Here is a 4,083-nt window from a genome sequence, read left to right as displayed (position 1 = left end):
TTCGGCAGTTGCGTCGCCACGATCAGCGCGAAGACATATGCCGCGTTGATCATGAACATGGCGAGATGATCCACCTCGCCGTTCAACCGCATCCACGCGATGAACCCCACCGCGGGCGGAGCGATCAGGATCACCAGCGTCGGTTGCAGTCGCGCGGGCAGGGGTTCGTGGAACATCAGCCGGTTCACCACCAGCGTCAGCAGCACCATCCAGAGCAACAGCCCGCCCGAGAAGAACAGCCAGGAGATGTCGATATAGCCCAGCGGCGCCCCCGCGATCGGCACGAGGATGTTGCCGACCGCCGGAATGAAGAAGGCAGCGTTCATGTGCCCCGGCTTGAAGTCGCGATGCCCGATCCAGTCCGAGATCACCAGAAGCGCCAGCACCCCCTGCAGCGCCGTGCCGGCGATCCACAAGGGCTCGGCAATCGACGGGTACTCGCCCAGCGTGGCGATCGACAGCAGGATCAGTGAGATCGAGATCGTCGGAAAGAACGCAAGCCGCACCGGATGGTGCCATTCCCAGACCGCCATCTTGAAATGCGTCAGCAGTTTCAGCGCATAGCCCAAGGTCACCGCGGCGAACAGCGCCGCTGAGGCCAGCAGTGCGTAATGGGAATAGAAAACTCTCAGCCCATAGGCACTTTCGCCCGCATGCAGCGCGAGCGTGAGCCCCACCATCCCCATGACGGTGGCGTAGAAGGTGATCGGGTAATGGGCCAGACGGCTGTGCTCGCCGTCTGCGCCGAAGGGATTTTCTGCGGTTGCGCTCATCTGAGCCTGGCTCCTTGGGTCAATATCGGTCCTCTTTGGGGCGCCGCATGAACGCCTGGGCCACATAGGCCAGGAATGTCAGGCCGCCCGCCCCGGCGATCCCGATCGTCAGCACGACGACCACGTCGATCGCTCCGCCGATATCAGCGAAGCCCGAACTCGTGATGTACTGCACGAACAGGATCGCGGCGATTGCCCCGATTGGCGCCGTCAGCTCGGCCCGCGCCAGATAGCGGCCCTCGATGCTGCGGTCCCGAATCAGGACAAAGATGAATGCTAGAGTAATAATTGCAGCCACGAGCACCAAGGTCCAGAACAACCAACGGCCATACATTTCCTCGAACACGGCGATCAACGTTTCGAAAGTCAGTTCCTTCATGATCCGTCCTCCTCAAGCCTTGCCGCGCAGCATCGCGTTATAGGTGGCTTTCAGCGCCACCTCCTTCATCAGCCAGGAAATCCACAATTCCTCCAGCGGCGCGATCACCCCGGGGAAGGATTCGACCAGGTTGTTATTGTAGTCGAACTCGATCAGCATCGCTCGGCCGACCCGGGTGATCATCGGACAGGAGGTGTAGCCGTTATAGGTCTCGGGGCTCAGTTTGCCCTCGATATCGGCGATCAGGTGATCCTCGGCGACCGGCACCTGCCACTTGACCGAAGCCGCGGTCTTGCCCTTGGACACGCCCGCGCAATCGCCGACGGCGAAGACGTTCGGATAGCGGACATGGCGCAACGTCTCCGGGTTCACCTCGGCCCAGCCCTCGTCGACCCAGGGGCCACCCTGCCAGGGCAGGGGCGAGTTGCGCAGCACGTCGGGGGCCACCATCGGCGGGATCACGTTGGTGAAGTCGTAATCGGTCTCGATATCGCCCTCGGGCGTGGTGAAGGTGAGTATCTTCTTCCCCGGGTCGATCGCCTTGATGACGTGGTTGTATTGGGTCTTCACGCCCCGGTTGTCGAACAGCATCCGCACCTTCTCGTTCACGATCGGCACCGAGAACAGCGTCCCCGCATGGGCGTGGTAGTGGATTTCCACCCGCCCGCGGCTGCCCTTGCGGCGCGCGTAATCGTCGGTGAGGAAGGTGTATTTCAGCGGTGCGCCCGCGCATTTCATCTCGGTCGCGGGGCGGAAGAACACGGCCTTGCCGCCCTCGTCGGTGAAGCGGTCCATCGCGCCCCAGGTCGCGGCGGCCTGTTCCGGTCCGGCATAGACCGCGCCGATCCCGTTGGTGCCGACCAGGTTCATGTCGAAGCCCTCGACCGCGTCCCAGTCGAGTTTCAGCCCCGTGGCGAGGATCAGGAAGTCATAGGCGACTGTCTTGCCGCCCGCGGTGACGATCCGGTTCGCCTCGGGGTCGATCTCGGCGGCGGCCTCCTCGATCCACTCGACGCCCTTCGGTAGCCATTCCGCGGTCGTCGATACCGAGTAGTTGGCGGGTTTCAGCCCCGCCGCGATCAGCGTGAAGCCGGGCTGGTAGAAGTGGTGCTTCCTTGCGTCGACGATGGTTATGGTCGCGCCGTCCAGACGGTCGGCAAGGCGGCGTGCCATGGCGGTCCCGGCCGCGCCGGCTCCCACGATCACGATCCGCGCCGAGGTGGGGATCTTTTGCGCCCGCGCGGGCGCCCCCGTTCCGGCCAGTGCCATCCCCCCGGCCGCCATACCGAGAAACCCGCGCCGCGAGACGGCGATTCGATCCGGGTGGTCCATCGGTCTTCTCCTGTGACATTCGTGTTCTTGCATGTGTATGCGCGTGTATACGCAACAAGGCGGAGCTGTGTCAAAGATTCATATTTGCCGCGGCCAAGAGTTTCTGTCGCGATCGGGTGCAAGGCGGGGTGCCTGCCGTGATCGGCCGCGTGGCTTCAGCCCCGGCCGGGGCCGCCGCGCGTGAAACGGCCATCCGGGCCCAGATGGATGCCGCATTCGGTCTTGTCGGGATTGTCGGCCCAGCGCCCGGCGCGCTGCGCCTCGCCATTGCGCACCGGCCGCGTGCAGGGCGCGCAACCGATCGAGGCATAGCCGCGATCCACCAGCGGATGGCGGGGCAGGTCGTGGGCCTGGAAATAGGCGGCCAGATCGGCTTCGGTCCAGAAGGCCAGCGGGTTCACCTTGAGATGGCTGCCGTCGCGCTCGATCACGGGCAGGGCGGCCCTTGTCGCGCCCTGATAGCGCTTGCGCCCCGAGATCCAGGTGTCGAACCCTTCCAGCGCATCGGCCAGCGGAAAGATCTTGCGCAGGGTGCAGCACATGTTCGGATCGCGGGCGTGCAGCCGCCCGTCCGCATCCTCGTCGGCCAGTGTCGCGGGATCGGGCCGGACGGTTACCAGGTTCAGCCGCAGCCGTTCGGCCAGCAGGTCGCGATAGGCCAGCGTCTCGGGGAAATGGCAGCCGGTGTCGATGAAAAGCACCGGCATGTCGGGGAAAAGCTGTGTGACGAAATGCAGCAGCGCTGCACTTTCCGCCCCGAATGACGAGACCAGCGCCATTCGCCCAAGCCGCGGATCGCGCAGCAAGCCCGCCATGTCCACATGGCCCAGATCGGGCAGATGGTCGGATTGCAACGATTCGAGCAGCGGGTCGGACCCGCCCGCGGGCCAGTTCATCATCGCGCGACACCTCGCCGGTCCGGGCGCATGCCACGCCCCCGGCACGCCCTATAGCAGAGCGCCACGAGACCCGGAACAGGCGCGATCCGGGGCCGAAAGCCGCGCGACAATCGCCCGCTGGTCGCCGTCACGGCGCTGTCATCGAAGCCTGCCTTGGCGGTCATTCCAGCGTGGCGCGGTCCACGACCGCCGTCCCGTCGCCGATCCGGTCCGAGGGGTGGGTCACGACCGCAAGCCCCGGCTCGAGCCCGTCCAGAACCTCGGCCATGCTCTCGCCCCGGCGGCCGATCTCGACCGGGCTCAGCCGCGCGGTGGCGTTCTCGACGGCAAACACTGCCCAGCCGCCATCGCGGCGGAACAGCGCCGAAAGCGGCACCTGAAGCGCCTCCTCGGCTTGCCATTCGACGATGCGCAGGAACACGGCGAAGCCTTCGCCCAGTCCGGCGCGGTCCTCGGGCGGGGTCAGGATGTGGAAGCGGGCATCGACCCGCTGTTCCTCGATCCCCAGCGCCGAGACCTTGGTGCGGGCCACGGGCTCGACCTTGCGCAGCCGGGCCTCCAGCGTCGCGCCGCCGCCCCAGCGCTCGACCATTGCCCGCGCGCCGGGTTGCAGCCGCACCGCGTCCGAGGACAGAAGGTCCGCCACGATTTCCAGGTCGTCGGGCCGCCCGACCGACAGAAGCCGCGTGCCGATGGTGAC

General features: G+C 65.9%; 5 protein-coding genes. All 5 read right to left on the bottom strand.

The features are described 5' to 3' along the window. On the bottom strand, window positions 1-773 hold a 773-nt coding region (locus ENN83_RS12590; protein ID WP_287187493.1), incomplete at its 3' end, for an SLAC1 anion channel family protein. Window positions 774-792: 19 nt separating this feature from the next. After that, a complete protein-coding gene (locus ENN83_RS12585; RefSeq protein WP_287187491.1) occupies window positions 793-1,152 on the bottom strand; it encodes a DUF5368 domain-containing protein in 360 nt (119 codons plus the stop codon). Window positions 1,153-1,164: 12 nt separating this feature from the next. Next, the gene (locus ENN83_RS12580) at window positions 1,165-2,484 is read right to left on the bottom strand and encodes an NAD(P)/FAD-dependent oxidoreductase (RefSeq protein WP_287187489.1); all 1,320 of its coding nucleotides are present in this window, start codon (window positions 2,482-2,484) and stop codon (window positions 1,165-1,167) included. Between the two features lie 155 nt (window positions 2,485-2,639). Beyond that, window positions 2,640-3,383 carry a phosphoadenylyl-sulfate reductase gene (locus ENN83_RS12575; RefSeq protein ID WP_287187488.1) on the bottom strand — a complete coding sequence of 248 codons (744 nt, stop codon included), beginning with the start codon at window positions 3,381-3,383 and terminating at the stop codon, window positions 2,640-2,642. A gap of 160 nt (window positions 3,384-3,543) precedes the next feature. Further along, window positions 3,544-4,083 (bottom strand): efflux RND transporter periplasmic adaptor subunit (locus tag ENN83_RS12570; protein ID WP_414707662.1); only part of this gene is annotated, 540 nt, incomplete at its 5' end.

The organism is Rhodovulum sp. (assembly GCF_011048875.1).
Lineage (GTDB): Bacteria > Pseudomonadota > Alphaproteobacteria > Rhodobacterales > Rhodobacteraceae > Rhodovulum > Rhodovulum tesquicola.
Note: the sequence above shows the minus strand (reverse complement) of the source record. Positions and strands in the feature narration are given on the sequence as shown.